21 protein-coding genes and 1 tRNA gene are annotated in these 22,357 nt (G+C 33.9%); 15 read left to right on the forward strand and 7 right to left on the reverse strand.

Going from position 1 to position 22,357, the window contains the following annotated elements:
- The 4 genes from GMC_RS0110265 to idi all read left to right on the forward strand — a co-directional run.
- A partial coding sequence (locus GMC_RS0110265) for a T9SS type B sorting domain-containing protein (protein ID WP_010522054.1) occupies nucleotides 1–2,332 on the forward strand: 2,332 nt, incomplete at its 5' end.
- 33 nt (nucleotides 2,333–2,365) lie between these two features.
- A complete protein-coding gene (locus GMC_RS0110270; protein WP_029489711.1) occupies nucleotides 2,366–3,307 on the forward strand; it encodes a PorP/SprF family type IX secretion system membrane protein in 942 nt (313 codons plus the stop codon).
- Nucleotides 3,308–3,340: 33 nt separating this feature from the next.
- A complete protein-coding gene (locus GMC_RS0110275; protein WP_010522056.1) occupies nucleotides 3,341–5,296 on the forward strand; it encodes an OmpA family protein in 1,956 nt (651 codons plus the stop codon).
- A gap of 94 nt (nucleotides 5,297–5,390) precedes the next feature.
- On the forward strand, nucleotides 5,391–5,915 hold the full coding sequence (gene idi, locus GMC_RS0110280; protein WP_010522057.1) for an isopentenyl-diphosphate Delta-isomerase: 525 nt from the start codon (nucleotides 5,391–5,393) through the stop codon (nucleotides 5,913–5,915).
- Nucleotides 5,916–6,209: 294 nt separating this feature from the next.
- Here idi and GMC_RS0110285 read toward each other — a convergent pair whose 3' ends face one another.
- The 6 genes from GMC_RS0110285 to GMC_RS0110310 all read right to left on the reverse strand — a co-directional run bounded on the left by GMC_RS0110285 (nucleotide 6,210) and on the right by GMC_RS0110310 (nucleotide 11,525).
- A complete protein-coding gene (locus GMC_RS0110285; protein WP_010522058.1) occupies nucleotides 6,210–6,923 on the reverse strand; it encodes a DUF4369 domain-containing protein in 714 nt (237 codons plus the stop codon).
- Between the two features lie 4 nt (nucleotides 6,924–6,927).
- Nucleotides 6,928–8,829, reverse strand: coding sequence for a M61 family metallopeptidase (locus GMC_RS0110290; protein ID WP_010522059.1), 1,902 nt, complete (start codon nucleotides 8,827–8,829; stop codon nucleotides 6,928–6,930).
- Between the two features lie 9 nt (nucleotides 8,830–8,838).
- Complete coding sequence (locus GMC_RS0110295) at nucleotides 8,839–9,645, reverse strand: HAD family hydrolase (protein ID WP_010522060.1); 807 nt, start codon at nucleotides 9,643–9,645, stop codon at nucleotides 8,839–8,841.
- A gap of 427 nt (nucleotides 9,646–10,072) precedes the next feature.
- On the reverse strand, nucleotides 10,073–10,687 hold the full coding sequence (locus GMC_RS0110300) for an alpha-ketoglutarate-dependent dioxygenase AlkB family protein (protein ID WP_010522061.1): 615 nt from the start codon (nucleotides 10,685–10,687) through the stop codon (nucleotides 10,073–10,075).
- A gap of 64 nt (nucleotides 10,688–10,751) precedes the next feature.
- Nucleotides 10,752–11,108, reverse strand: coding sequence for a DoxX family protein (locus GMC_RS0110305; RefSeq protein WP_029489712.1), 357 nt, complete (start codon nucleotides 11,106–11,108; stop codon nucleotides 10,752–10,754).
- A gap of 18 nt (nucleotides 11,109–11,126) precedes the next feature.
- A complete protein-coding gene (locus tag GMC_RS0110310) occupies nucleotides 11,127–11,525 on the reverse strand; it encodes a hypothetical protein (RefSeq protein WP_010522063.1) in 399 nt (132 codons plus the stop codon).
- Between the two features lie 329 nt (nucleotides 11,526–11,854).
- Here GMC_RS0110310 and GMC_RS21930 point away from each other — a divergent pair, with 329 nt between their 5' ends.
- The 4 genes from GMC_RS21930 to GMC_RS22995 all read left to right on the forward strand — a co-directional run bounded on the left by GMC_RS21930 (nucleotide 11,855) and on the right by GMC_RS22995 (nucleotide 14,293).
- Entirely contained in the window at nucleotides 11,855–12,088 is a 234-nt protein-coding gene (locus GMC_RS21930; protein WP_010522064.1) for a hypothetical protein, read from the forward strand.
- 120 nt (nucleotides 12,089–12,208) lie between these two features.
- On the forward strand, nucleotides 12,209–12,613 hold the full coding sequence (locus tag GMC_RS21935; protein WP_238527970.1) for a hypothetical protein: 405 nt from the start codon (nucleotides 12,209–12,211) through the stop codon (nucleotides 12,611–12,613).
- Nucleotides 12,614–12,934: 321 nt separating this feature from the next.
- The gene (locus GMC_RS19705) at nucleotides 12,935–13,567 is read left to right on the forward strand and encodes a hypothetical protein (protein WP_010522066.1); all 633 of its coding nucleotides are present in this window, start codon (nucleotides 12,935–12,937) and stop codon (nucleotides 13,565–13,567) included.
- A 663-nt stretch (nucleotides 13,568–14,230) separates the two neighbouring features.
- Nucleotides 14,231–14,293, forward strand: coding sequence for a transposase (locus GMC_RS22995; RefSeq protein WP_238527972.1), 63 nt, complete (start codon nucleotides 14,231–14,233; stop codon nucleotides 14,291–14,293).
- A gap of 175 nt (nucleotides 14,294–14,468) precedes the next feature.
- On the opposite strand, the gene GMC_RS0110325 is transcribed toward GMC_RS22995, so the two are convergent.
- Nucleotides 14,469–14,541 (reverse strand) — tRNA-Phe (locus tag GMC_RS0110325).
- Between the two features lie 109 nt (nucleotides 14,542–14,650).
- Between GMC_RS0110325 and GMC_RS0110330 the strand changes: the two genes are divergently transcribed.
- The 7 genes from GMC_RS0110330 (at nucleotide 14,651) to GMC_RS0110360 (ending at nucleotide 22,320) form a co-directional block, all read left to right on the forward strand.
- Nucleotides 14,651–15,382, forward strand: coding sequence for a type III pantothenate kinase (locus GMC_RS0110330; protein ID WP_010522067.1), 732 nt, complete (start codon nucleotides 14,651–14,653; stop codon nucleotides 15,380–15,382).
- Entirely contained in the window at nucleotides 15,379–16,617 is a 1,239-nt protein-coding gene (bamG, locus tag GMC_RS0110335; protein ID WP_029489713.1) for a BamG family beta-barrel-assembly machinery protein, read from the forward strand. Before GMC_RS0110330 ends, bamG begins: the two co-directional genes overlap by 4 nt.
- A 14-nt stretch (nucleotides 16,618–16,631) precedes the next feature.
- Complete coding sequence (locus GMC_RS0110340; RefSeq protein ID WP_010522069.1) at nucleotides 16,632–18,005, forward strand: tetratricopeptide repeat protein; 1,374 nt, start codon at nucleotides 16,632–16,634, stop codon at nucleotides 18,003–18,005.
- Between the two features lie 62 nt (nucleotides 18,006–18,067).
- On the forward strand, nucleotides 18,068–18,580 hold the full coding sequence (locus GMC_RS0110345) for an LptA/OstA family protein (RefSeq protein WP_010522070.1): 513 nt from the start codon (nucleotides 18,068–18,070) through the stop codon (nucleotides 18,578–18,580).
- A 63-nt stretch (nucleotides 18,581–18,643) separates the two neighbouring features.
- Entirely contained in the window at nucleotides 18,644–18,835 is a 192-nt protein-coding gene (locus tag GMC_RS0110350; protein ID WP_010522071.1) for a hypothetical protein, read from the forward strand.
- A 3-nt stretch (nucleotides 18,836–18,838) separates the two neighbouring features.
- Complete coding sequence (locus GMC_RS0110355) at nucleotides 18,839–20,104, forward strand: hemolysin family protein (protein WP_010522072.1); 1,266 nt, start codon at nucleotides 18,839–18,841, stop codon at nucleotides 20,102–20,104.
- Between the two features lie 101 nt (nucleotides 20,105–20,205).
- Nucleotides 20,206–22,320, forward strand: coding sequence for a peptidylprolyl isomerase (locus GMC_RS0110360; RefSeq protein ID WP_010522073.1), 2,115 nt, complete (start codon nucleotides 20,206–20,208; stop codon nucleotides 22,318–22,320).
- The last annotated feature ends 37 nt before the right edge of the window (nucleotides 22,321–22,357 follow it).

Raw genomic sequence — 22,357 nt, forward strand, 5'->3', positions numbered from 1 at the left:
TGGAGCAACGACCTTACAAGCGAATGATACGGATTCCGAAGATGGTTTACCAACAGGCGATGTAGTGATAGCCACCAATCCAACCAACGGAACAGTAACAATCAACACGGACGGAACCTTCAGTTATGTACACAATGGCAGTGAAACTACAACAGATAGTTTTACCTATACAGTAACTGATAGTGATGGAACAACAAGTGCACCGATCACGGTAAGTGTAGTGATTACTCCAGAGAATGATCAGCCAACAGTAAGCATCGCTAGTCCAACGGTATTGGAAGAAGCAGGTAGTGTAGTAGTACCAGTAAGTATCGATATACCAAGTAGCGTTGATACGGTTGTAGAAATCGTAACCAGTACAGGTGAAGTAGTAACAGTAACTATTCCAGCAGGAGAAACAAGTGTGGATGCGATCATTCCAATAACGGATGATACGACACCAGAGACAAATGAGGAAATTACCATTACAGGAACGGTAACAAGTGGAAATACGACCAATACCGATCCAATAGAAGCCATAATTACGGTAATCGATAATGATGGAACGCCAACAGTAAGCATCGCCAGTCCAACGGTGTTGGAAGATGCAGGTAGTGTAGTAGTGCCAGTAAGTATTGATATACCAAGTAGTGTTGATACGGTTGTAGAAATCGTAACCAGTACAGGTGAAGTAGTAACAGTAATTATTCCAGCAGGAGAAACAAGTGTGGATGCGATCATTCCAATAACGGATGATACGACACCAGGGCCAAATGAGGAAATTACCATTACAGGAACGGTAACGAGTGGAAATACGACCAATACCGATCCAATAGAAGCCATAATTACGGTAATCGATAATGATGGCGGAGTGATAACTAGTCCAGAAATAACTTCAATATCAAATGCCATTGTGCAAGAAGGAGGTAACCTAGAATTTACAGTAACTTTATCTGAGCCAGTTTCGGAAAGAACTGAAATTGAAATAGTAATTACTAATATGCCTTTTGATAATAACCCATTTAATACAACAACGACACTGCAACCTACTTTGGCTGCGGATACTAATGATTACAATACTAATCCGGTAGTGGTTGTTTTTGAACCAGGTGAAGATTCGGCAGCATTTACCGTAGAGACGTTAACAGATAAAGAGGACGAATCAGTAGAAACTATTGAGGTTAGTACAGGAAACGTGATCACTGGGGTAATAACTAACGAAATAAATGATATTACGGGAATTGGAGTGATAACGCCTTTAGGAATTGTTACGGGACATGTATATTTAGATTACAATAGTAATAATGTACAGGATGCTAATGAAGAAAATTTAACAGGAATAGAAATTGTTGTTGAAGATGTTAATGGAATGATTTATAATACTATTACTGATGAAAATGGTGATTGGATTATTGAAGGATTGCCATTTGGACCAACAAGAACCTCAATTGTAAATACATCATTACCATCGGGTATTTTCCAAACTGAAAATACTACAGGAAGGTCAAACGTAGATGGTTTAATTACTAGTATTTCAGAAGTAGATGAATTTACAGGACGAAATGATATATTTACATCCAACGATGGATTTGCGCCAAGATTAGTGTTATTCAAATCAGGATCATATGTTGATACCAATAATAATGGTTTAGCTGATGAAAGTGATCAGGTGAATTATGTTTATAAAGTAATTAATCAAGGAACTACTGAAATTAGAGATATTGTGTTATCAGATGTTCGCGAGGGTGTCAACTCGGTAGCTTTTGGAAATGGGACTTTCGAAATTGAAAGTTTAAGTCCAAATGGAGGAGAGGTAACCTTTACTTCTACCTATAATCCTACTGCATCAGAAGTAGCAGCTTTAGAAGTTGTAAGCGAAGCCAGAGTTTCTGGAAATGTAATAATTTCAGGTGTAAGTGTTACCATTGAGGATACACATTCTGATGATTTGATGGATATAGAAGCACTTAATTTGAACGATGTGCTGAATGATGATACCATTGTGTTAATTGAGGAAACTGGTTTAGAGGTGTTTACGGCAGTTTCGCCAAACGGGGATGGAAGAAATGATCATTTTGCTATAAAAAATATTTCAAGATTTGATAATACACTTAAAATTTACAATCGTTGGGGTGTAGAAGTTTTTAGTGCGGATAATTACAAAGGGGAACCGAGGTCAAATAATTCAAATGTACCTCAGCCAACTGGAAAGTTATTTGAAGGGCTTTCAGACGGTCGTGCTACAATTGCAAGAGGTGATGAACTTCCTGTAGGAACTTATTATTATGTGCTAAACGTTGATACGGGTAGTGGAGAAAAGTGTTTGTCTGGTTATTTATATATTAACAGATAACTTATATTAATGTTGAAAGTTTAATTTTTTCTTATGAAAGTATATTATAAACTAATTTTTTTGTCATTATCACTATTTTGTGCAGGGGTTTTCGCTCAACAAGATGCTCAGTATACACAATATATGTATAATACCGTAGCTATCAATCCCGCTTACGCTGGTACAAGGGGAGCATTAAATGTTGTTGGTCTTCATAGATCGCAATGGGTGGGGCTTGAAGGTGCGCCAAGGACACAAACCTTAGCTATTCATTCACCAATAGGTATTGGTAGAGTAGGTTTGGGTGGTTCATTAGTCAATGATGCCGTTGGACCTGCTTCAGAAACCTATTTCAATATTGATTTTTCATACACTATACCTACCTCCGCATTCGGAAAGTTAAGTTTAGGTTTAAAAGCAGGAGGACGCTTATTTAACGTGGATTTCAATAAGCTTTCTCAATTTGATGCAAATGATGATATTTTTAGAAACAATATTGACGGTCAATTCAGTCCTGTTGTTGGAATTGGAGGATATTATCATACAAAAAAATTGTATATTGGATTAAGTGCACCTAATCTTTTACAAACAAAGCATTTTGACACAACTAATTCATCTTCTATTGCTGAATCTAGTTTTATTGCCAAAGAACGCTTGAATTATTATTTGATAGCGGGGTACATCTTTGATTTGAGCGATAACGTAAAATTTAAACCTGCTGCGTTGACCAAATTGGTTTTTGGAGCACCATTGCAGGTGGATTTATCCGCTAATTTTCTTTTCCACGATAAGTTTACAGCAGGTTTATCTTACCGATGGAGTGCTGCTGTAAGTGCTTTATTAGCATTTCAAGTATCGGATAGTATGTTGATAGGTTTTTCGTATGATAGAGATACAACAGAATTGCAAGAGAAAAATGATGGGAGTTTTGAATTAATGCTTCGATTTGAATTGATAAAAAAATACAGTCGTTTAGTTACACCACGTTTCTTTTAGAACAAATATTTTAAGTAGATAGGAGTTATTATTATGAAAAAAAAATACTTAATTACGTTAGTTGTACCGTTGTTCATTTCTTTTTTTGGGTCTGCTCAGCAGGATAAGCTTGAACAAGCGACAAAAAGCTACGATCGATACGCATATATTGATGCTCAAAAGATATTTTTAAAAGTAGCTGAGCAAGGATATCGTAGTGCTGATCTTTTTCAAAAACTAGGGAACAGTTATTATTTTAATGCAGATTACATTAATGCAGTAAGATGGTATAAAGAACTGATGCTTGACTACGAAAAAGAAACGAAGCCAGAATATTATTTTAGATATGCACAATCTTTAAAGTCAATTGAAGCTTACGAAGAGTCAGATAAGTATATGAATAAATTTTACGGAGCAAAGTCCGAAGATTTACGTGCAAAAAATTACCAAGATGCGCCTGATTATTTAAGGAAAATTGATTTTCAGTCTGGACGTTACAAAGTAAAAAATATCGTTGCTAATTCAGAATATGCTGATTTTGGACCCGCTTATTATGGAGAACGTTTATTATTTGCATCCGCCAGAGATACTGGGGTGTTTGTTAAGCGTGTGCATGAGTGGAACAATAAGCCTTTCTTAGACTTGTATGTTGGTAAAATTAAAGAAGATTCAGGAGAACTGGAAGGAGTTAAAAAATTTAATAGACGTATTAATACAAAGTTTCATGAATCCACTCCTGTTTTTACTAATGACTTAAAAACTATGTATTTTACTCGTAATAATTATAATAATGGTAATTATAGTCAGGATGAGAATGGTACAAATAAATTAAAAATTTACAAATCAACATTAGTTGAAAAAGGGGTATGGTCCAAGCCAGAAGAAATCCGATTCAATAGTGATCAATATACAGTATCGCACCCTGCATTAAGTCCTGATAATAAAAAATTATATTTTGTTTCCGATATGCCTGGTAGTTACGGGCATACTGATTTGTATGAAGCAACTATTGCAGAAGACGGTACTTTAGGTGATCCTAGAAATTTAGGTCCTGAAATCAATACAGAAGGTAGAGAAGCATATCCATTTGTGAGTAAAAGCGGAAACTTGTATTTTGCTTCCAACGGACATATCGGTTTAGGTGGTTTGGATTTATATGTTACAAAAATAGATGCAGCAGGTAATATTGATGGAATTTACAATTTAGGAAATCCTGCAAATACACCTCAAGATGATTTTGCTTTTATAATTAATGAAGATACAAAAACTGGATATTTTTCTTCGAACAGAGATGGAGGAAATGGTGATGATGATATTTATAAGTTTACCCAGCTAGAGGAACTTAGAGAGGATTGTGAAGTAACGCTGACAGGTGTGGTTAAAGATAAAGATACACAAGAAGTTTTGCCAGAATCTCAAGTAACTTTGTTTGATGAAAATAATGAGATTGTGGAAACCGTTAAAGTTGGTGTAAAAGCGACTTATAATTTTGTTGTGGAATGTGGTAAAAATTATTTTTTACGAGCAGATAAGCAGGCTTACAATACTGTAGAGGAATTGGTAAGTACGCCAAAAGTAACTGAAACGATAACTATCCCATTAGAACTTGAAAAAACTATAAAAACAGCTCAAATAGGTCAAGATTTAGGTAAGGTATTGAACCTAAATCCAATTTATTTTGACTTTGATAAATATAATATTCGTAATGATGCCTCTGTTGAGTTGGCTAAAGTAATTGCTGTAATGCAGGAATACCCAACTATGAAAATTGATGTGCGCTCACATACCGATAGTAGAGGGAATGATGCGTACAACAAGATTTTATCTTCAAATAGAAACAAATCAACTATAGATTATATTGTTACTAAAGGGAAAATTAGTAAAGATCGTTTGACTGGTAAAGGTTACGGAGAAAGTGAATTAGTGAATAAATGTGCCAACGGAGTGCCCTGTTCTGTGGAGGAGCATCAGCTAAATCGTAGGAGTGAATTTATAATTTTAGAATACTAAAATAATTAACAAAATATAATGTTATAAAAAAAGCGTTCCAATTTGGAGCGCTTTTTTTGTAAGTTGATAAGAACTTACTTAGCTTTGGAATTGTATGAGTATAGAAAAAGTAATTTTGGTTGATACTAATGACCAACCAATTGGATTAATGGAAAAGATAGAAGCACATGAAAAAGGATTGTTACACCGAGCTTTTTCCGTGTTTGTGATGAATAAAAATGGGGAATTGATGTTGCAACAAAGAGCGTTAAGTAAATATCATTCTCCTGGCTTATGGACAAATACTTGCTGTAGTCACCAAAGGGAGGGAGAAACAAGTTTAGAGGCTGCAGAGCGGCGTTTACAAGAGGAAATGGGCTTTGTAACGCCATTAAATGAAAAGTTTTCATTTATTTATAAAGCTGAATTTGACAATGGACTTACCGAGCACGAGTATGATCATGTTTTAGTGGGTAATTATGAGGCAGACCCTTTGATAAATACAGAGGAAGCAGCAGGGTGGAAATGGATGGATTTGGAAGGGGTTAAAATAGATATAGAACAGCATCCAGATAGCTACACGCCTTGGTTTAAAATAATTTTTGAAAAGTTTTACCATCACTTACAAGTAACCTCATGAATGTTACCATAAGTAGAAAAGCATATTTTAACGCAACTCATAGGTGTTTTTAGAGCGGACTGGTCTAAGTTAAAAAACACTGCTGTTTTTGGAAAATACAGAAATTTTAATTTTCATGGGCGTAATTAAGAATTGATAGTATCCGTTACCGGAGAAGTTTATTCTGAAACTGCTATTTCATTGCTATTGTTATTAGGAATCGGATCAAACCACGTTTGGATTTCGAGGTTGAACTTAAAACTACATTTTTTTAAACAGCCCGTAATTTTGTTACTTTTTTTGGGATAGTTTAAGCTATTTGGTTTGTTTTTTACGCTCCTTGATAAGCTGTTTTAACTGCTTTCCGTATTTAGATTTTTTAATTTTTAGGGGTAAGCTTTTATGAATGGTATCCAAATAAGTAATATTAGCATCACTAATTTCGCGCAAAGCAACATAAGGTGCTACTTCAAGAGTATTATTTTGAATAGCAAAATTAACTGTGTACAAATACTTGGTTTTTTGTAATCTACTAAGTTTATTTTCAACTTCTTTTATTTTATTGGTATCATTGGTTTTATGGGCGTCAAAATTTTCCTGGAGCAAATTGATGTTTCTTAAGTTAAAGCGCTGAAGTGTTTTTTTGTAAAGTGCAAATTTGTTGTGGTTTTCCGATCCGTTAATTTTGCTCATTTTTTCAAAATCAGCTAGTTTGGTAGAAAACGTGATTTCGCCAGGTTCTAAAAAAACTTCTAAACGGTCGTCGTAAATGGTACCATCGTTTTTGTCCAAGTACAAATAAAAAATATCGGGCTCATCCAGCTGCAAATTGAAGTCAAATGCCGAAGCTCCGTTAACTTGAATAGAATCAATAGTAACAAGTAAGGTGTCCTTAATTTGTTGCAAGTAAATAGTTCCTTTACTCAACCCTTTTATAGTACCGCTAAATGAGGTATTTTCTGTTTTTGAACAGTTGAATAACAGCGCTGCGCAAGCACAAATAACATAATAAAAATAGTTTTTTTTCATAAGTTTAATGCAACCAAGCTTTTTTTGTAGTGAGTTGTAATGGTGTTAGGTTTTCCTCGGGGATTTCAATCAATTTTTTTTCAAAACTAACGGGCTGTTCTGCAATTTTGGTTTCGGAGGTAATTTCTTCTCCATTACGCTTCACAGTTATTTTAACCGTATCACCAATTTTCCATTCTTTAGTCAACTCAAAAATGTAGGCGGCGTTGTTTAAATCAAATTTTTGATCATTTATAGCTACCAAAACATCTTTGGGCTGAATATTTAAACTAGTTAAAAAACTATTGTAAGTGCCACTAGTGTTAAAATAGATTTCATTTTTATCCTGATTAGGGGATAGGTAAGGAATTTCATTGTGCTGAAAATAATCGGTATTTATAGTTTTAGCACCGTATTCCAAACCTACAAACTGAAAATAGTCTGCGTAATTGATTGGCAAATTGCCTACTACATGTTTTTTCAAAAAGTTACCAACTTCAGGATAGGTAAATGCCGTAACTACTTCAATAAGTTTGCTATCAACAAAAGGGCGTTTGGCACCATACCTTTCTGACAGGGATTTCATTAAGTCTAGAATTCCTTTTTTTTCATTACTGTTTTTTCTGATAATTATATCAATGCACATGGAGATTAAAGCCCCTTTTTCGTAAACATTATTATAATTATCTTTATAAGGCTGTTCCAAAATGTTTTTACTCATTTTAGTAAAGGACATGTTATTATCGTATTGATTGGCATTTCTAATTTTATCTACAATACGGTTAAAAAATTCAGTAGTACTTACCAGTTTTTCTTTTACCTGAAACAACTGCGCAAAATATTCAGTAGTCCCTTCGTACATCCATAAATGTTCGGACATTTTAGGTTCATAATAATCAAAATTATGAATTTCTTCGGAGTGTACAGTGAGTGGCGTAATAATATGAAAAAATTCATGAGATACTACGTCAATCATGGTGGATTCTAAGGCCTCCAAAGGCATTCTTTCCGGCAATACTACTACCGTAGAGTTGTTGTGTTCCAATGCGCCAAATCCTCTGGCATCATTAGGCATCAAAGTAGAAAGATATACTAAAATGCTGTATTTTTTAGTGCTGTTAATATTTCCCATAAATTTTTTTTGGGCTAACATCATTTTTTTCATGGAAGGTAATAAGGCATCTGCAGTGTGTATTTTATTTGGAGAGTATACGCTTATCAATACTTCAATGTCGTTTATTTTAAAGGTTTTACTATCTAATTTGCCGTAAATTATGGGATCGTCTGTTACTTCAGCATAGCGGTTGTAGTAAAAGGTGTCAATCAAATCATTTTCATTTTTAATCAGTTTGGGGTTAATACCCAATACTTTATCGTGCGAGGTGGCACTAGACATGGTTTTAGGACGAATCACTGAAAGTTCAAATGGAATTTCCTTGGTTTCTTTAAAATATCCTATAAACCCATGAAGATTTAAAATAAAATTGATATTCTTAGCTATATTAGTACCTGCGGGAGAAAAAACGCTGTGATTTTTTTCATCATCAAAAGTATCATTCACCAAATACGTGATTTTATTTAATTTAGTGGCATCACTAATTTTCCAACTGTTGGTATCAAGTTGTTTTACGGTCAATTCTTCGCCAGTTGGAGTAAAAGCCGTTAAGTTAGTAATAAATTGTCCGTAATTGTCACTACTATAGGTGCCAGGAATAATACGTGGCATATAAAAAACGGTAGTATCCTTTGTTATTTTGCTGGGAAAAAAGCTAACCGAAACCTGATCATTTTCAACACCAACAAGATCAATAAGCACCTTGTTGTTTTTGTTGTTTATATGGGGAACTTGTTTGTTTACAATAGGTTGAATTGTTTTGCAGCTAACAATTAAAATAAAAGTAAATAAATAGTAAAAGTATAATTTCATAAAAACAGCTTAAATATAATTTTTAATAAAATGTGCCACCCCGTCATTTGTGCCTGCTAGCGTGGTGTATTTTGAAACTGCTAAAACCTCTTTTTTGGCATTGGCTACAGCCACTCCAAAACCAGCAGCATCCAACATTTCAATATCATTAAAATTATCGCCAAATGCAGCGACGTCTTTAAATGAAAAATTAGTATATACCCGATTTAGTAAAAACTGAATGGCTGTTTTTTTTGATATCTCAGCAGGGGCAATTTCAATATATGTTTCTTTGGATCGGTACAAATGTAACTTGTTGCTATAGTTTTGATGTAAAAAATGGTACAGTTTGTCAATAGCATCCACATTACCCATACACATGATTTTATGAGCTCCTTTTTGTTCCGCTTTCCAACGAGAGGCTACTTGATCATTAATAAGGATTTCAGGAGTTGTTTTGGTATTGCTAATTTCACGTTTTGCCCAATAATCCATTTGCGGCACATACCAATGGTTGTGGTTATAAAGACTTAAATGGACATCAGTTTGTTTATTAAAACTAATAATTTCTTGTAAAATACTTCCTTTAATTTCAGTACTGGATACTATTTCATCATTTACAATTATCAGACCACCATTATAAGCAATTATAGGAAAATGTGATATAGAAGCCATTTTTTGTAAGTGTACCATGGCGTTTGGCATACGGGAAGATATTAATACAATGGGAGTATACGCTTTAATTCTTTTAAACTGGCTAATAGTAGCTTCGGATAATAAACGTTTATTGTTTAAAAGAGTTCCATCGATATCTGAAAAAACAATTTTTGGCTGCATTTTTTACAATTAGTAGCATAACCGTTTGATGATCTATGAAATTTCGTAGGTATCCCATTTCTTTTAACATCATTAGTCCGTTATAAAAGAAGCTAGGGTTAAGGTGGTGCTCTTTTTTTGCTTTTAATCAGTAAAAAACAAATGTACCTAATTGCACGAATTTCCTATCAACAAATTGTATAACAAGGTTATAGCATTTTTTTATATTTTAACACCTCACCTCTAGTTTTTTCAAATGAATAGCTATTATTCGCAATAGTAAAAAACCTGTTAAAAAGTTGTGAGGGGTGCAACAAATATAGTGTTAATTATGTAAGTTTTTTTAATAAAGCTAACGAAAACGGGTGTTGTTGTACGATCAAAGTTGAGCGTAATAAGTATCACTTCTCAAATAATTGAAATAGTACCACTTTTGACATTAATTTTTTTAGTTTTTAGTCTCTACAATTCTAAATGTTAAATTGATGCGTTTGCCTACTGGTTTTTTTGTTTTCGGAATTTGGTGTAGCCAATATTTTTGCGTGTTACCTTGCATAAGTAGCAGGCTACCATGGGTAAGTTCAATTTTTTGTTTCAATTCTTTTTTAGTCCTGTGTTTTAAATGAAACCATCTACTGGCACCCAAACTTATTGATGCAATTATCGGGCGTTCTCCCAATTCCTTTTCATTATCTGCGTGCCAACCATTGCTGTCCTGGCCATTACGGTACAAATTTGCTAAACAGGTGGTGAATTTGTTGGAGGTAATAACTTCTACATCGTTTTTTAATGCAAGCAAACTGCTAGTAAATTCAGTTGGATACATTGTAATGTTGGAGTAGGAGTACGGCAAATTGTTATTTGCAAACAAATGGGTTAAACGCGGTTGAGGGTACGTTTTGCCAAAAAGTTTTATATTATCTTGTTGCCAGGTAGTGTTGTTTAACAAGTCATTATAATAATGCTGTGCCCTTTCGGGAGAAATAAAGTTAGGGTAAAAAATTATATCGGCATCCGGGAGCGCTAAATCAATTTTTTGATGTGGGTTTTGAAAAAGTTGCACAGGCGTTGATTTAAAAAGCTGTTGGGAATATTTTAATAAAGAGTATGGTAACAGTTATATTGTACTAGGGTAAATAAAATACCGCCCACCATATAAGTACGAATTGTAAGGGCAAGCGCAGCCATAAAAACCATTTTGGAACACCTTTAGCAGCTTGTTCGGATTGTAGCATATAAATGTGAACAGGTAAAAAAACAATAAGCATGGCTACAATGAAATAAATACTAAGCACTCGGGTTGGGGTAAAGATTAATCCCAATCCTAATAAAATTTCAGCTACACCACTCCAAAAAACTAATGCTTTTGGTTGAGGTAAATAAGGAGGCATAATGGCTAGGTAAGGTTTTGGTTTGTAAAAATGGAAAAAGCCTGCCACTACGTACATTGCAGCCATAAGGAATAAATGCCAAGGTGTTGTCATATAATTTAATAGGTGCTTTTAAGAAGCTTCAGTTTCAATAAATTCAATTTTCCGGAAATGTACACCGAGCCAGTCATCATTAATGGGCGCGGTTTCAATTTGCTTTAAATTGTAATCTCCTAAAACGCCCCAACCGTTAGTTTCTGAAAGGGTTGTTTTATCAGTGTCAGAAGGAAACGCAAACCAAACTACCGCATCACCTACTAATTTAGGATACACAGTTTCAATACGGTTTTGAATTTGCGAAATTTCAGTTACAAATATTAAAGCAAAATCTATTTCAGAAGTTCTAATTACTGATTCTCTAATAATAATTCCATGTAATTTGTCCAGTTCCTTACAAAATCCCTCGGGTTCGTTTAAAATTAAAATTTCATCAACTTCACCAATACCTAGTTTGTTAAATAATTCAGTCATTTTACCAATTGTTTTTTCAGCTTTCTTAAAGATACAAAAAACAATAATTGTAAAGTATGAGATTGATTGATAGTTTTATTACCTGTTGTTAAAAGCACTATATTTACCATTCAAGGCACACACGGTGTATAATATATAGCTAATATGTGCTTAACCGTAAGGCTTGTGTATATTTAGTAAGTCCGGCAAATTTTTAATTTGGCTTTTATTAAGAGAAAAATTTAAAACGAAATACAAAAATTCGGCTCTGTGTTAATCCGAAAAGTTAGTGTGTATTTTGCACGCTAAGTTTCATAGATAAGTCCTTTGTAACTAATAAATAAACACGAATGAGCAAAGATGATTGGTATAGAAATACGGAATGGAACGACCAAATTGAATCTGAATTTGAAGCTCGACTGAAACGCTCACGTGGAAACTTCAACAAGGCTCAATATTTACGTATTCAAGCCAGTTATCTTCTAAATTCTCAAGAGACTGAAAATCAGAAAAAGGAAATTCAGTTAATGAAAAAGGTGATTGACGGTTATCCAGAAGAAACTTTTAGCACGATACACGGATAAGAACAACTTGGTGACTATTACTAGAAAAACAGGAATTATAAAGAAGCCGAAAGTTGTTTTAGAATTGTAACCGATCATTATCACTCGAACACACGGAGCGGTACAACTGGGCTGGTAGATTTGAAATTGTGTGAAACAATTTTGCTTTCAGACCAAAAAGACAAACTTCAAGAAGCTTATGAACTGTCGACTTTAAAATTTGACGAAACAGGTGGCCACTTATTAATGAACGACCAAAAATTCTATTATGCGACATTGATGGCTAACTTGTGCCTAAGAATGGGAAAAATTGAAGAAGCTTCTGAATACGCAAATTCAGCTTTGCAACTTTCAACAATTACAGAACCTCAATTTAATAGACATAAAACCATTGGAATAATCAAGGCAGATAAGAATACAATCAACAAATTGAAAAAAATAAAAGAAAAATCACTGGCTACAACATTTACAAGCAAGCAAACGGATAGCGGTAAACGAAACGATGATACTTTTAACAAACTATGGTCTCGGTTGACAGGTAAGTAACACTGAAACGCATGTGCTTATAGCTAAACGATTGACTGTGCCTAACTTATTTATATTGAGTTTATCAAAAAAAAGTAATTATCAACCGTATAAATAGATGAGTAAAATACGTTTAAATTCAGTTGACATCGCTTTGGAATTTACTCACAAAACAAGAATTCATGCTTTATGTTGCTGTAAATTAAATATTTATATGATAAAGAAGCTTAAATTGTTGGGTGGTAAATGTAATTTAGATAGTTTTGGGATATGACAGAAATAAACCTTATTGGTGGGGTTTAAATAAATGTTGTCTTTGTTTACCGAAAACCGTAGAATAAAATGAAATTATTGGAGTTTGAAAATAATTTACGTGAGAGATTAAAAAAATATGACAAATCAAGACCATTAATATGTGAAGGAAATCCTTTAGACTGTGAAATATTTATCGTAGGAATAAATGCCGCAACTGAAATGAAAAGTGATTTTTGGAGTTTTTGGTCTAAAGAAAATGGATTCAAAAAAGCGGAATGGCTTGAGAGCTACATTTTGGAAAGAAAGTTGAAGCCACTAAAACCGAATAAGACAAGACGAAATAAATTTAGTAATACCAGACAAAGAATTGAATGGATTATTGACTCAGTAAAACCAATCAAAACTTTAGAGACAAATTTATTTGTAAAAGCTACACCGACTGCAGACAAATTGAAAAGTGAAGATAGAGAAAGTTCTGTTTTTGAGTATTTATTAGAATCTATAAAACCGAAAATACTTTTTTTACACGGAAATGAAGTAATCGAATATTTTGAAAAACTATACGGAATAAAAATCGTGAAAGACAAAATTGAAATTTTTGATATTTTAGAAGTAAAAACAAATATTTTAGCAATGAATCATCTTTCAAGAGGTTGGTCTAAACAAAAATCAATAGAATTAGGAAAAAGATTAAACTTTGAGATAAATAACGCAAGCTAACACCTAAAGTATTCGTCTTGCCTATAAGCTAGAGATAAATGCGATAATGACCAATGCTCAAAAAATCACAAAATAACAGACGCAAATACTAGTTCATTTTTTCGATAGCTGCATTGTGTCTCATTTCCAAAGCTGGGGCTATGAAAATAAAACACGGCTTTGATCTTAAAAAAAAGCAGTGGCCTATTTTCAGTCTCATTTTATAATCCGTTTGACATACCCAATGGTGGATCTATTGGTAAAGTGATGAGGAACGCTCCTTGATTTCAGAAGTTTTAAAGCTTGAAAATACGCTTTGACTATTGAAAAACAAATCCATTGTCATGGATTATAAGTTTTATGTGGGTTTTGTTCAATTTTTTAATCGCAGAACATCTTTATGGCACTATAAAACGCCAATGGGAATTTTTCAGATCTCAACAAAAAAAATATTCATAGAACCAGCGCAGAAGTTGGATTTATAGTTACCTGCTATAATTTGATACGAATCTTTAATATTGTGGACAAAAACTTGCTAAATTCTATTTCCAAAATAGTTATTTCACATCATTCTTACAAGATAATTGACTTTACTGAATTAAAAAGAGACTTTTGTGACCACTGTATTTTATCACAAAAACTTTTGGTGCCGTAGCTAGATCAATACAAAGCTATTATCGCAACATTCTAAACTTCTTTGATAACCGCAGTACAAATGCTTCGGCTGAATCTTTCAATGCAAAATAAAAGCATTTAGGAGTCAATTCAGAGGGGTGAAATCTGTATCTTTTTTTTTATTTAGACTGTCAAATATATATGCTTAAAAATTATCATTCCACAACTTTTCGGGTTGATCCAAAATAAGTTAAACACTATCACAAACAAAAAACCCCGTAAACGATAATTTACGAGGTTTTAAAGGTGGTGCCTCCAGGAATCGAACCAGGGACACAAGGATTTTCAGTCCTTTGCTCTACCAACTGAGCTAAGGCACCCAATTTGCTTATGTAGCTAAGCGAGTGCAAATATAGAACCTTTTTTGGCTTTTGCAACTACTTTGCCTAAAAACTTTCATATTTTTGAAAAATAAAAATTATTTCATTCATGAATTTAATTATTGATGCTGGTAATTCTTTAGTCAAACTTGCTGTTTTTCAGAAAGATATTTTAATAAAAAAGTGGCAAGTAGAATATGGTGATTTTTTAAAAAAATTTTTAAAAATCAAATCAGCGTATCCTACAATAGATAAAATTTTTCTTTCGTCAGTATCAAAATTAAGTAAGCAGGCTATTGAAAATGAAATAGACGCTGAGTTATTGCTTGTGTTAGATCATCAGACCTCCATGCCGTTTGAAAATTTGTATATCACCCCACAAACGTTGGGTGTGGATCGTTTGGCTTTGGTAGCAGCAGCAAGTAAAGCATACCCAAATCAACATTGTTTAGTAATTGATGTAGGAACCTGTGTTACCTATGATTTTTTAGATCAACAAGGAATTTACAAAGGGGGAGGTATCAGTCCAGGTTTGCAACTTCGTTATAAAAGTTTACATGATTATACGGCAAACTTACCTTTGTTGAAAGCTCAAGAAATTAATTTAATAATAGGAAATAGTACAGCAAATGCAATCCATGCAGGTGTTTTTAATGGTTTTGTAAATGAAATTAGTGGTATAATTGAGCAATTTAGCAACACCTTTGGTGCGTTGGTCGTTATTTTGACGGGTGGAAATGCTAATTTCTTGTCTAAACGATTAAAAAGTGGCATATTTGTCGACCCTAATTTTTTATTCAAAGGGTTAAATTACATACTCGATTTCAATAGTAGTAAATGATAAAAAAAATAATAATTAGTATGTTGCTTTTAGTGGCAGGTTTTGCATACGCACAAGAGTCTACATCGTCACCATATTCTACCCATGGATTGGGAATTACAAACTTTAGGGGTTCTATTGCTAACAGGAGTATGGGGGGACTAACTTTGTACTCAGACCCTTTTACTCCTAACATACAAAACCCTGCGCTTTATGGGGGTCTTAAAACTACTGCTTTAGGAGTTGGAGGATCCTATAAAACAGCAACTTTTAAAGAGGGTGATGCGGAAAGCTCAGGAAAAGCAACTACGTTAGATTATTTAACGCTAAGTATTCCGGCAGGCAAGTTTGGATTTGGTTTCGGAATAGTGCCCTACAGATCTGTAGGTTTTTCGTTTGAAGGAATTAATGGAGCTGGATTTCAGGAAACTAATACGGGCTCAGGTAATGTAAACAGAGCCTATTTTGGTGCAGGAGTAAAAATTCATAAAGGTTTTAAGCTTGGTGCTGAATTCCAGTATAATTTTGGCCGTTTGGAAAATATTGTAACTCAATTCCCTGACTCAAGTATTAATACCAGGGTAATTAACCAGTCCGATATACAAGGTGTAAGTTTTACTTTTTCGGGAGTGTATGATTTGGATGTTAATGAAGAAACTTTATTTAGAGTTTCAGCCGTATATAGTAATTCAGCTAGTATTACTTCTGAAAATATACAGCAAATATCAGCTGTAGAATTTGAAGACGACCAAGAGACTACATCAAATGAACAGGTTGTTGATATTGCAGATCGTTCATTTAATTTGCCAAGTAGACTTACATTAGGAGGAGCTGTAATAAAAAAAAGTAAATGGTTCGTTGGTGGAGAAGCTTATTTGGAAGATAATAATGATTATCAAGACCGTATTCAAAGTAGAGATCGCGTAAATTATGCCAAGGCTTACGGGGTTAAAGTTGGGGGGTTTATTATTCCTAAATACAACTCGCTTACAAGTTATTTTCAGCGAATGACTTACCGTGTTGGACTCCGTTACGAAAGACTAGGTCTGGTCATCCGTGGTGAGGATATTAATGAGTTTGGCACGTCTTTTGGTATTTCGTTACCAGTATCGCAAGGATATTCTTCATTAGATTTAGGTGTAGAGCTTGGATCAAGAGGTACGACATCCGCAGGATTGGTAAAAGAAAATTTTATTAATCTTTCAGTAGGTTTATCACTAAGTGATAAATGGTTTAGAAAAAGGAAATTTAATTAACATAATAATTAACTATGAAATCATTACTTAAAATAGCTATTGGTACTTTTTTAGTAACGACTTATTCGTTAAGCGCTCAGGTATCTGATGAGTGTAAAAAAAATGCATCTCTGGGAATTGAGAGTGCTAAAGTGAAGGACTATGAAAGGGCAGCGCCTTATTTAGAAAAAGTACGAAAAGATTGTCCAAGTTACAGTTTGGCAACATTTCAGTATAGCGAAAAAATTCTTCGCGATAAGCTTAAAAAAGCACCTGAAGGAGGAAAAGAAGCAGTTGTTAATGAATTAATTACTTTATTTAAAGAGCGTAAGCAGCATTTTGCTTCTAAAACGCCCGATGGTGATATGATTTCTGATATTGCATTGTTAAAGTATGAAAATAAGTTAGGAACAAAATCCGAGCAGTTTGAGCTGTTTAAAGAGGCGTACACCAATGATAAAGAAAACTTTAAAAGCCCGAAAAAAATATATGTGTATTTTGATTTATTGTTAGGGCTACAATCTGAAGGGAAAAAAGATATTGGCGAAGTATTTGAATCTTACGATGAACTTACTGATAAAATTGAGGTAGAAGAAAGTAAAATGGCAACTAAAATTGCTAAATATACAGCAAAAGAAGAATCTGGAACGCAGTTGTTAAGTAAGGAGAAAAAAGCTTTGGATAAAGCAGAAAAGAATTTAAAGGTATACAGTCAGGTAAAAACTTCAATAGATAAAAAATTAGGAAAATTAGCCGATTGTCCTTATTTAATTCCATTGTTTACTAAGGAGTTTGATACTAAAAAGGATGATATCAAATGGGTAAAACAGTCGGCAAGACGCATGTACAAAAAAGAATGTACTACGGATCCATTATTTTTAAAATTAGTGGAGCAACAACATAAGTTAGAGCCTTCAGCAGTTACCGCAAAATATTTAGGAAAATTGGCTGAACAAAGAGGTGATGTAGCTGCTGCGCGTAAATATTACGAAGAAGCTATTGAGCGTGAGGATAACCCTAGTCGTAAAGCAGAGGCTTACGTGGAGATCGCTTTGGCAGAAAAGAAAAAAGGAAGCTACGGAAAGGCGCGTACGTATTTTAGAAAGGCATTGGAATACAAACCATCATTAGGAGGAGCTTATTTGCAAATTGCAAGCATGATAGGTAAAAGTGCCAATAACTGTGGGTCTGATGAATTTAGTAAACGTGCCGTGTACTGGTTGGCTGCTAACTATGCAAATAAAGCAGCAAGGGTTGATCCGTCGGTAGCATCCCGTGCTAAAAAAACAGTGGCTAGTTACATGGCTAGTGCGCCATCTAAATCTGATGTATTTACCAAAGGAATGCAAGGTAAAACAATCCAGGTTGGATGTTGGATTGGAGAGTCGGTTAAAGTGCCAAACTTGTAATTTGTAGCTATTATGGCTATAAAAAATAATTATATAAAAAATTTAAAAACATTGCTGCAACTGTGCTTGTAGCAATGTTTTTTTATTGTTGTGCTCCAAAAGGTAATCAAAACAATACCATTAATTTTACCGAAGTAGCACAAGGAGTAGGGAAAGAAGTTGTAGTAAAGTACACGGATTCAGGAAGGTTGGTAGCCATTATGAAGGCGCCGGTTTTTAAAGATTTTACGCATATTGATTTTCCTTACCGCGAGTTCCCAAAAGGAGTGGAATTAATTGTATTTGATAAAAAAGGAGGGCAATCCAACGTTAAGGCGGATTTTGGGGTGCAGTATGAATTGACAAATTTGGTGGATTTGAGGGGTAATGTCAAAATTGTTACCGCGGATAGTGTTTTAGTCAATGCTCCACAATTGTATTGGGATCAAAAGTTACACTGGTTGTATACTGACAATGATTACGACGCTGTGCTTAAAAATGGAGCAAAAAATAAAGGTGCTGGATTTGATGTAAATGAGGATTTCACCAATTTTAGATCAAGAACAAACGTGGGAACACAAATATTAAACGACTAATCTTCTACAGGCATTTTTTGTATCTTGCCATAAATATCAATTGGTTTTATTAATACTAATTTTATGAAGTCACTACAGGCTTTTTTTCAATATGCTTACTTGTTTGTAGGTATATTTTTTGGATACAATGTGTATAAGGAATATCAAAGTACTGGTGCTATTAATTGGGCATTTGTTTTGCTTGCAATTACGGCAATAGGGATGTTCTTTTTTAAACGTCACTTTCGTAAAAAATTTGAAAACAGAAATCAGTAATTCATGTGGTTTCAAATCGGAATTATTGTTTGTTGCTTAATACTTTCAGCTTTTTTTTCAGGAATGGAAATTGCCTATGTTTCTGCAAATAAAATTCATCTTGAAATTGAAAAGAAGCAACTCACATTTTCTTCTAAAATTTTAAATAAACTTACCAAAAAACCTTCTCAATTTATTGCTTCAATGCTAGTAGGGAATAATATTGTACTGGTAATTTATGGGATTCTCATGGGGGAGTTGCTCATCAATTGGTTGGCTGTGAATTTTGAGGGAATATCTTCTGGCGTAAGTCTGTTTTTTCAAACATTGCTATCTACATTAATCATATTGTTTACAGCGGAATTTTTACCAAAAGTTTTCTTTCAAATTTATGCCAACAAATTAGTTAAAGTAATGGCTTTTCCTGCATACCTGTTTTATTGGTTATTTACGCCAATATCGTGGGTGGTTATGGGAGTATCAAATGTAATATTAAAATATTTTTTTAAAACTGAAGGGGATCAAAAATCATTAAGCTTTTCTAAAACAGAAATTGGTGATTATATCAATCAGCAGGTAGGAGCTGGATCAAATGAGGAAGAGTTAGATTCTGAAATTCAAATTTTTCAAAATGCCTTGGAATTTTCTGATGTTCGTGCCCGAGAAGTAATGGTGCCTAGGACAGAAATGGTTTCAGTGGATCGTAGGCAATCCATTGCCGAGGTGGTGAAATTGATTCAAGCAACTGGATTGTCTAAAATATTGGTATACAACGCCACTATTGATGATATTATCGGTTATGTACATGCTTTTGAGTTATTTAAAAAACCAAAAAGTTTACGAGCCATTATACGTCCCGTTGTATTTGTGCCAGAAACCATGTACATCAAAGATGTACTAAATAGTTTGACTAAAAAACGGAAAGGTTTGGCGGTAGTAGTTGATGAGTACGGTGGTACAAGTGGACTGGTTACAGTGGAGGATATTATTGAAGAATTGTTTGGTGAAATTGAAGATGAACATGACTCGGTAAAACTAATAGAAGAACAAATTTCAGATAAACAATATATTTTTTCAGCTAGAATTGAGGTAGATTATATTAATGAAACTTATAATTTAAATATACCTGTTTCGGAAAGTTATGAAACTTTGGGAGGTTATATTGTCAACTTTACCGAAGAAATTCCTAAGCCAAATGAAGTAATTGTAATCGAACACTTTCAAATTACAATTATTGAAACATTGGAGAATAAAATTATCCTAACCAAACTTGAGGTGTTGTCGGAATAGAGCGCAAGGAGAGGCTGCAATTTTTAAATGTATTCTGTTTTATTTTTAGTAATAAAAACCTTATTTTCGCCCCTTATAGATTAAAAATTAAGTACCAAAAAATGGCAGTATTAAATAAAATTAGGCAACGATCATTCTTTCTAATCGTGATAATAGCCTTGGCTCTCTTCGCATTTATCATTGGTGATTTGTTGAGGAATGGAGGTTTTGGAGGGCAAAAAGCTCAAAAAACAATAGGTGAGATTAATGGCGAAGAAATTAAAACTTCTGAATTTCAGGCTTTAGTTGATAATCAACGAAGAGGCGGATCGGATATGCAAGCCGTTAAAAATGTTTGGAATCAAAAAATAAATGGTTTATTGGCAGGTCAACGTGCTGATGAGGCTGGGATTGTTGTGGATAAAGCACATCTTAATGAAGAGTTGGCGCGTCGTTACGGAAATGATCCATCATTAAAGGATGAGGATGGAAACTTCAGTTTTTCTAAATTACAGGAGTTGATTTTAGAAATGAAAGAAGATGACAATAAAGCGCGGTATGCTAATTGGACTAATAACGAAGTGCAAATAGCTAAAGATGTGGCCAGTAATGTGTATTTTGACATGGTTAAAGCGGGCTTAGGTGCTACGATTAACGAAGGTGAATTGGCTTACAAAATGGAAAGTGACAAAATCAATATTAGTTATGTGCAATTGCCGTACAGCTCAGTTGATGATAAGGAAGCAGAAGTTTCAAAAGACGAAATTGCAGCTTACATAAAAGCAAACAAGAGTGAGTTTGAAAGTGATGCTTACGCCAACATTGAATATGTTAAAATTGATGAGGTAGCTACGTTGGAAGATGAAAAAGCAATTTCAGATGAATTGGCAAAGTTGATCAATGATGCTGATGAGTTTAATAATGTAACCAAGCAAACTGAAAAAGTTTTAGGATTTACAAACACTAAAAATGTTGAAGAGTTTGTAAACGAAAATTCGGCAATAAAGTATACCGATAAGTACGAGTTTAAAAGTAAACTGAATGCTGAGGTGGCAACAAATTTATTTGATGCTGAATTAGGTAAGGTTTACGGACCTTATAAGGAGGGTAATTTTATTAAGTTGTCAAAATTAATTGCAACAACTAAAATTCCAGATTCTGTAAAAGCAAGTCATATTTTAATTGCTTACAAAGGGTTGCAATTTGCAGGTCCTGATGTTACCAGAACTAAGGAGGAGGCTAAAAAATTAGCAGATAGTGTATTGACTGTTGTGACTAAAAAGAATGATAAATTTGCTGACTTGGCTGGTGAATTATCTGCGGACAGATCAAACAAAGATAAAGGTGGTGATTTAGGATATTTTACTCCAGGTAGAATGGTACCAGCTTTTAATGATTATGTTTTTGAAAATAAAACAGGAGATATTGGAGTGGTTGAAACTCAATTTGGTTATCATATAATTAAAATTGAAGATCAAAAGAATATTCAAAAGGCAGTTAAAGTAGCTACAATTGCACAAAAAATTGAGCCAAGTGAAAAAACTATTAACGAAATTTATGCAAAATCTACAAAATTTGTAATTAATGCTCGTGAATCAGGATTTGCAGAAGCAGCAAAAGCTGAAAACTTAACGGTGAAGCCAGTAACCAAAATGGGGGAACTGGATGAAAATATTCCTGGTGTAGGGCAACAACGTTCAATTGTACGTTGGGCGTTTAATGAAGAAACTAAAAAAGGAGCAATTAAAAGTTTTGATTTGCCTAGCGGTTATGTAATTGCTAAGCTTACGGCAGTTCATGAAAAAGGATTAATGAACGTTGAAGAAGCATCGGCAAAAGTTTCGCCAATTTTAAAGAATAAGAAAAAAGCAGATATTTTAAAAGCTAAAATTAACGGAACGAATTTAGATGAAATTGCTAAAGCAAATAATGTTTCGGTAAAATCAGCTTCAGCGATAACCATGAAAAGTTCTACTATTAGTGGTGCGGGTATTGAAAAGAAAGTAGTAGGAACAGCATTTGCATTGGATGTAAATGAGGTGTCAAAACCAATTGAAGGTAACAAAGGAGTGTATGTGGTAAAGGTAACTTCCAAAACACCAGGTCAAGGATTAGCTTCATACCAAGGTTTAGCTAATCAAAAGGCAGAGGAAGAGGCTAGGAAATCCAGAAGTGCTTTATTAAACGCATTAAAAGATAATGCGGATATTGAAGATAAAAGAGCGGTACTTTATTAGAAAGCAATCTTTTGATCTGATCAAAAAAACCTGTAAA

The sequence above is a fragment of the Aquimarina agarivorans genome (assembly GCF_000218485.1).
Classification (GTDB): Bacteria; Bacteroidota; Bacteroidia; order Flavobacteriales; family Flavobacteriaceae; genus Aquimarina; species Aquimarina agarivorans.

Bases quoted from the DNA above. Each gene is read 5' to 3' on its own strand.
- GMC_RS0110270 (WP_029489711.1), top strand. From the start codon at position 2,366: ATGAAAGTATATTATAAACTAATTTTTTTGTCATTATCACTATTTTGT.
- GMC_RS0110275 (WP_010522056.1), top strand. From the start codon at position 3,341: ATGAAAAAAAAATACTTAATTACGTTAGTTGTACCGTTGTTCATTTCT.
- idi (WP_010522057.1), top strand. From the start codon at position 5,391: ATGAGTATAGAAAAAGTAATTTTGGTTGATACTAATGACCAACCAATT.
- GMC_RS0110285 (WP_010522058.1), bottom strand. From the start codon at position 6,923: ATGAAAAAAAACTATTTTTATTATGTTATTTGTGCTTGCGCAGCGCTG.
- GMC_RS0110290 (WP_010522059.1), bottom strand. From the start codon at position 8,829: ATGAAATTATACTTTTACTATTTATTTACTTTTATTTTAATTGTTAGC.
- GMC_RS0110295 (WP_010522060.1), bottom strand. From the start codon at position 9,645: ATGCAGCCAAAAATTGTTTTTTCAGATATCGATGGAACTCTTTTAAAC.
- GMC_RS0110305 (WP_029489712.1), bottom strand. From the start codon at position 11,108: ATGACAACACCTTGGCATTTATTCCTTATGGCTGCAATGTACGTAGTG.
- GMC_RS0110310 (WP_010522063.1), bottom strand. From the start codon at position 11,525: ATGACTGAATTATTTAACAAACTAGGTATTGGTGAAGTTGATGAAATT.
- GMC_RS21930 (WP_010522064.1), top strand. From the start codon at position 11,855: ATGAGCAAAGATGATTGGTATAGAAATACGGAATGGAACGACCAAATT.
- GMC_RS19705 (WP_010522066.1), top strand. From the start codon at position 12,935: ATGAAATTATTGGAGTTTGAAAATAATTTACGTGAGAGATTAAAAAAA.
- GMC_RS0110330 (WP_010522067.1), top strand. From the start codon at position 14,651: ATGAATTTAATTATTGATGCTGGTAATTCTTTAGTCAAACTTGCTGTT.
- bamG (WP_029489713.1), top strand. From the start codon at position 15,379: ATGATAAAAAAAATAATAATTAGTATGTTGCTTTTAGTGGCAGGTTTT.
- GMC_RS0110340 (WP_010522069.1), top strand. From the start codon at position 16,632: ATGAAATCATTACTTAAAATAGCTATTGGTACTTTTTTAGTAACGACT.
- GMC_RS0110350 (WP_010522071.1), top strand. From the start codon at position 18,644: ATGAAGTCACTACAGGCTTTTTTTCAATATGCTTACTTGTTTGTAGGT.
- GMC_RS0110355 (WP_010522072.1), top strand. From the start codon at position 18,839: ATGTGGTTTCAAATCGGAATTATTGTTTGTTGCTTAATACTTTCAGCT.
- GMC_RS0110360 (WP_010522073.1), top strand. From the start codon at position 20,206: ATGGCAGTATTAAATAAAATTAGGCAACGATCATTCTTTCTAATCGTG.